Origin of the sequence: Faecalibacterium sp. BCRC 81149 (assembly GCF_022750605.1) — a bacterium.
Taxonomy (GTDB): domain Bacteria; phylum Bacillota; class Clostridia; order Oscillospirales; family Ruminococcaceae; genus Faecalibacterium; species Faecalibacterium duncaniae.
The window spans coordinates 1-5,331 of the sequence record NZ_QXJA01000030.1; the positions used below are offsets into that span (position 1 = coordinate 1).

A 5,331-nucleotide genomic window follows, 5' to 3' on the forward strand; every position below is an offset into this window, starting at 1 on the left:
CGGCGGTTATCTCTATATCAAGATGAAGGGCGTAAAGCCTGCGTCCAAGAAAAATCAGCCGGACCCGGATGCGGATTATCACGATGAGGATGAAGATACGCTCCAGCTGCCGGAGGATGATGGTGACGAGGACGAAGAAGTGGATGTCAACGAGGATTATGAAGCGGAATCGGAAGATGAACCTGTCTGATTAACGCAGCGTTGACCGGTGGGGCGGCTGAAAAGCCGTCCCCTTTACATAGCCAAATGGTTGGTGGGTGAACTGTTTTGAGCTATGAAGCTATGGACTCTGTAGGCGATATCTGATAAAATAGAAAGTAAGAACAGCTCAACAACTCGGAATTTTACCATCCAGCATCTCTCAAAAATAATAGGCATATTTTCATATAGTGTTGATTAAATGTCTATAAGTGCTCATATTCTGCGCATTTTGATCTGCATTTATTCATATCTATAAATCATCAAATACGTATTTATATTGGTATCTGGATTTTCGCCCTTCACACCCGTTCTCGTACGATCATGAGTGCATACCCCAGCAGGTTCGTTCCGTGCCACTTTTTCACGTCGAGTCGATCTGGGTCCTTCATCGATAAGCCGATGCCCCAGATGTGGTCCTTGACGGCGCACTCTGCGAGGATGGCGTCGCCGGTGGATTTGAGCTGAGCCTTCAGGTCTTCGTTCTGCTCAAACTTTGCGAGGAGGCCTTCGTAGACGAGGATCTGGCGCATGCCGTTCCATCTGCTTTCATCATAGTTTGAAACCTGGCGGCCCAGTTCCTTGATGCGGCCGACGTCATCGGTTTTCAGGATTTCTGCGGCGACCTTCTCGTCCCGAAAGCAGCGCGCCTTCTGGTACATCATGTACTGCTCCATGGATGAAAACCGGATGCCGTCCTTTTCGAAATCCGACCGATACCAGTTACTCAAATATCCGTATTCCTCATCCGGATTGTGAAAGCCGATGATCTGCTTTGTATTCATAATCCGTTCCTCCTGTCTATATGCTGCAGATGGTTTTCTGCACTATGATCATAGCACTGTTCTACGACAAAATTTTTCACATCATACGCCTGATTTCGGCTGTCTTTATATAAATCCGTACTTTTTTCCCAGGTTCTCGGCTACCTGGGCGCCGGTTTTGCACTTTCCATCTGCGATATCCTGTCTCGCCTCCGAAAGCTGACTCAGCATCTCCTATTTACGGATGTTCTGGTAGTACCGGACCGGTTTCCCGTGCTCTTCGGCGTACTGGATTTCCGAGCGGGTGCTGTCACCGATGTAGCCGCCGACGTTGATGACGTAGATTTCGTCAGCCATGTCGATTTTCCGTTTGTGCATGTCGTCGAGCATTTCCTTCGTTTTCGAGAGGGTTCCTTCGTCCATGCCGTCCCAGACTTCCTGATCGCCGGCGTGGCCGAAGAGCCCGACGCTGATGACGATATAACCCGCAAGCGTCAGCCGCTTCTGGGCATCCATGAACTGCTCTTTGAAGCGGGTGCTGCCACAGAGCGTGACTACTTTATATTTTCCTACCATCTATCTTTCTCCATACTTCGCTCAGCAGTTCTTCCACTGCCTGTTCAACACGTTCATCTGTATCGTCTTTTAATGTCAGAGCCAGCGAGAGCGCGTCAACGCTATGTCCAGTAGCTAAAATCCGAGGATCGTATCTCCACATTTCTACCGCCACCTGAGTCTTCGAATCCTGAAGTCTGTTTGTCATAACGTTTTTCCATTGAGATATTTTATCTGTCGCATAGCACTCGACGGCTGGTGCGCTCAGCATCGAATATTCTGCCAGTGCCGAATATCCGCTTACCAGCATATCCGCCCCAATATACTCCTTCGGAACATAGACCGTTCGCTTTACCGGATTCAACAGAGTCTCTTCCGCTTTCTGAAACAGCACTTCCGGCGGATCTTCGGACAGCAGAATTTTCTGCACACCAGCTTTCTTTATCTGCAACAGCCCCATCTCCTCCAGCTGTCTCGATGCTCTCGATATAGACGTAGCTGTCAGCTTTAAATCCTTCGCTGCCTGGCTCGACGGCAGTTCTTTCGTGCCGCCGTAAATAAAATGCAATAAAAGCAGCTGCGCCGACGGAAGCAGATCTTCTCTTGGCTGCTTCTCCGCATCGCACCGCTCCTGCAAATACACGCTCATAAACGGCAGATAGATTTGTTTTCCATCTACGATAAACGGGATCTTTTCACGAAGCAGATATTCCTTTTGACGATAACTGAGTTCGTTTAGCACCAGCACGACAGGCAGGTTCTCTTTTTTCTGTATACGGGCAATATGCTTTTTCAGCACTTCGATCTGCTCCAACTCTGTCTTTGGATAAAGAAAAATCACTTTCTGTCCATCCATGGATACCTTCTGTAAACGATACCTTACAGCTATATAATTGGGCAGATGGTCAAACTCTGCGCGCTGAACTGTCGCTTTAATTCCCAGAACTTTATAGAGATATTCCATATGTTCTCCTTCTATTTAACTCTATTTTTGTATTATAACTTGTTTTAAGTTAAGTTTCGATATTAAAGTTAAGATAATTCAAAAAAATCATCAGGAAGCGGAAATATCATAAGAATAATTTAACACCATGGCACCTTCTTTTTCCTCTCAGATTTCCGTGCTCTGCCACTTTTATGAGCGTTCTTTTCAGTATTTTGCCACTTTCATGAGGGAATAATCCGTGCTTCATTACACTTTCATGAGCGAATTTATGCTGTAATATGACATTTTCATGAGGGAATTGGTGCTTCGATGCGACGTGAGGAGGTAGTGGGCGGAGGCATGGGCGCGATAAAGGCAACGAGTGCGAATGGGTGGACGCGACGTGAGAAGGTGGAGGGTGCGGACGCGTGGGCGCGGAGTGAGCAGGCGGAGGGCCGAGACATTGGCCCGGGAAAAGTGAGCAGAAATATACGAGTGTCAACGGGAGGGTTTTATGGTACAACTAGAAGTAGTTTTTTGATGGAGGTGCCTATGGAGCCGAAGGTCAGTATCATCGTGCCGGTGTATAACGCGGAGAAGAGTCTCGCGCGCTGTGTGGACAGTATTCTGAATCAGGAGTTTCGGGATTTCGAGCTGATCCTCATGGATGATGGAAGTAAGGATCGGTCCGGGGAGATCTGCGACGGATATGCGCGGGCGGATGCGCGCGTGGTGGTCGTGCATAAGGAGAATACGGGGGTGTCGGATACGCGAAACCAGGCGATCGCGCGGGCGCGGGGTACGTTTCTGCAGTTCGTGGACAGTGATGACTGGCTGACGGCGGATGCGACGAAGCTGATGGTGCGGGCGGCCGAGGAGACGGGCTGCGACATGGTGATCGCGGATTTCTATCGTGTCGTCGGAGAGATGGTGTCGCGGAAGGGGGATATCGACGCGGACCAGGTGATCGGGCGTGAAGCGTTCGTTGGCTTCATGATGGAGAACCCGGCGGACTACTACTATGGGGTGCTGTGGAATAAGCTGTACCGGCGCTCGCTTGTGGAGGCGCACGGGATCCGGATGGATGCGAAGCTCAGCTGGTGCGAGGATTTTCTGTTTAATCTCGAGTATGTGCGCTATGCGACGACGTTCTATGCGCTGCGGACGCCGGTCTACTATTATGTGAAGACGAAGGGTTCGCTGGTGAATCAGAAGATCAGCTTCGCGCGGACGGTGGAGATGAAACTCGCGATGTTCGAGTGCTACAACGACTTCTTCAAGCATGTGCTGGATGAGGATGCGTATGAGCGGAAGCGGCTGCAGGTCTATCATTTTCTAGTGGATGCGGCGAAGGATGGTTTCGTGTTCCCGGCGACGATTCCGGGGACGCAGAAGCTCGGTGAGGAGCGGAGCCAGGCGCTGCAGGAGGTGATTTCGGAGGATGGGATCATCGTGGAGAAGTACCGCGACCGGAAGCTGCTCGAGCGCTATCTCGAGTCGGTGGCGCTGAAGTATGATATGACGCTGGCGGAGCTGTCGCTGCTGCTGTATCGGAAGGACGCGGGAAAGGCGCTCACTCGAGGGGCTGAAGCGCAGATGCCTGCGCGGGAAGATGCCGTGGAGGCGACTGATCGAAAGGATGCCGGAAAGGCGCTGAGCCGGAAGGATCTCGCGGAGCTGATGCATATGAGCCGCGGGGATCTGCGCGCCGCGCTGCAGAAGCTGGTCTCACGCGGGATGCTCGAAGTGGTCGACGTGCCGAGGAAACGACGTGAAGCGGCGGAAATAGCCGAGGCGACCGGTCTTTTCGGAAAGCGTGGCGAGGCACAGGATGCAGACGCGAACGGAATGACGAAGAAAAAACGCGAGCCGCGGATGATTCGTCTCGAGCTGCTGCCGGCGTCGGATGCGGTGCTGCAGGATATCGCGGCCGCGGAGCGTGACTACGAGCAGGCGAAGTTCCGGGGATTTACCGAGGACGAGCTCCGGCAGTATACAGCGCTCGAGCGGCGTGTGCAGGAGAACGAAAAGCAGATACTGCAGAAGTGAGGATGGGCAGACGAACACCATCAGCGATGCCTGGCGATGAGTCAGCGAGGGGCAGAATGCGTTGCGGCGAGGCACAACGCATGCGCGGAGTGATGATGTGGAGGGCCGAAACATGGGCACAAGCGAGTAGGAGGCGGTGACTAGCCGCCGTCCTCTCACACCACCGTGCGTACCGTTCGGTACACGGCGGTTTCAACAGTTGACGTGCATAGACTGATAAGCTGTGGCAAGATCATAAAAGGCCCAGTTTGTAGACCTAAAACAGAATACCGTTCCTTACATAGCAGTCATGCGCTTCGGTGCCTGGCTGCTAATTTTTTTGCGAAAGGAGCAGTATCGAATGAAGCTTGTATTAGCGGAAAAGCCCTCGGTTGCCATGAGTCTCTCGAAAGTGATCGGGGCAGATCAGCGCGGGGACGGTTATATGGAGGGCAATGGCTACCTTGTCAGTTGGTGTGTGGGGCATCTGGTGGAACTTTCCCAGCCGGAAGCCTATGATGAAAAGTATGCAAAGTGGAAGTATGATGATCTTCCGATTTTGCCGGAACATTGGCAGTATCAGGTGTCCGCCAGCACGAAAAAGCAGTTCGGAATCCTGAAAAAGCTCATGCAGCGGAAAGATGTGGAGAGTCTGATCTGTGCAACCGATGCAGGGCGTGAGGGCGAACTGATTTTCCGACTGGTTTACCATCAGTGCGGCTGCAAAAAGCCGGTGGAACGGCTTTGGATTTCATCAATGGAGGACAGTGCTATCCGGGAAGGCTTTCAGAAGCTCAGACCGGGAACAGAATATGATGCCTTATATGAGGCGGCTTTATGCCGGGAGCGAGCCGACTGGAT

Annotated in this window: 5 protein-coding genes and 1 pseudogene; 3 read left to right on the plus strand and 3 right to left on the minus strand. The window is 51.8% G+C overall.

Annotated elements, in window-relative coordinates; all coding sequences use genetic code 11:
• Window positions 1-190: pseudogene (locus D3F01_RS15645) on the plus strand (hypothetical protein); the annotation flags it as partial.
• Between the two features lie 310 nt (window positions 191-500).
• On the opposite strand, the gene D3F01_RS15650 reads toward D3F01_RS15645, so the two are convergent.
• The 3 genes from D3F01_RS15650 to D3F01_RS15660 form a co-directional block, all read right to left on the minus strand.
• Window positions 501-983 carry an NADAR family protein gene (locus tag D3F01_RS15650; RefSeq protein WP_112116541.1) on the minus strand — a complete coding sequence of 161 codons (483 nt, stop codon included), beginning with the start codon at window positions 981-983 and terminating at the stop codon, window positions 501-503.
• A 213-nt stretch (window positions 984-1,196) separates the two neighbouring features.
• On the minus strand, window positions 1,197-1,538 hold the full coding sequence (locus tag D3F01_RS15655; RefSeq protein ID WP_186850374.1) for a hypothetical protein: 342 nt from the start codon (window positions 1,536-1,538) through the stop codon (window positions 1,197-1,199).
• Window positions 1,522-2,481: a MarR family transcriptional regulator gene (locus D3F01_RS15660; RefSeq protein WP_112116545.1), complete on the minus strand. Its 960-nt coding sequence runs from the start codon at window positions 2,479-2,481 to the stop codon at window positions 1,522-1,524. The genes D3F01_RS15655 and D3F01_RS15660 overlap by 17 nt, the downstream gene beginning before the upstream one ends.
• Before the next feature lie 513 nt (window positions 2,482-2,994).
• Here D3F01_RS15660 and D3F01_RS15665 point away from each other — a divergent pair.
• Together D3F01_RS15665 and D3F01_RS15670 are read left to right on the plus strand one after the other, a co-directional pair.
• Entirely contained in the window at window positions 2,995-4,491 is a 1,497-nt protein-coding gene (locus tag D3F01_RS15665; RefSeq protein WP_342760537.1) for a glycosyltransferase, read from the plus strand.
• 340 nt (window positions 4,492-4,831) lie between these two features.
• A partial coding sequence (locus tag D3F01_RS15670) for a toprim domain-containing protein (protein ID WP_242889596.1) occupies window positions 4,832-5,331 on the plus strand: 500 nt, incomplete at its 3' end.